The following is a 388-nucleotide window of genomic DNA, read 5'->3' on the forward strand; positions in this document are numbered from 1 at the left end:
CGGGTGACTTCGGGGATTTCGATGTAAGCCTCATAAGTTTGCGGCTCGACCAAGGATTGCCAGCGCACATAAATCAGCCGCGGCAGGTCGGCTCCATGTACGTCCTTGCCTTTTCCCCAGCTCGGATTGACGGGCCATCCTGCGGGTTTTCCCTTGAAGTGCGGCGGTGTGCGGATCGCCGCAACGCCACTCATGGCGCGCCGGAATACGTGCCCCTGGATATCCACCGCATCGGCCGTTTCGATCCAGACCTCCATGTAATTGGGCGCCAGGAACCCCAGCCGCCAAGCTTCGTAGGGCAATGGCCGGCCAACGCCGTGGACGCAGCCCGCAAGTACAAGACCTAAGCAAAGTGCACAGAGAGACTTCAGCCTATTCATTGGGATAT

Annotated in this window: 1 protein-coding gene; it reads right to left on the bottom strand. The window is 59.3% G+C overall.

What is annotated here, in order from left to right:
- On the bottom strand, positions 1 to 380 hold a 380-nt coding region (locus tag B3E91_RS17035), incomplete at its 3' end, for a DUF2931 family protein (RefSeq protein ID WP_287030657.1).
- Positions 381 to 388: the final 8 nt, after the last annotated feature.

The sequence above is a fragment of the Pseudomonas sp. UBA6310 genome, assembly GCF_002438225.1.
GTDB classification, from domain to species: domain Bacteria; phylum Pseudomonadota; class Gammaproteobacteria; order Pseudomonadales; family Pseudomonadaceae; genus Pseudomonas_O; species Pseudomonas_O kuykendallii.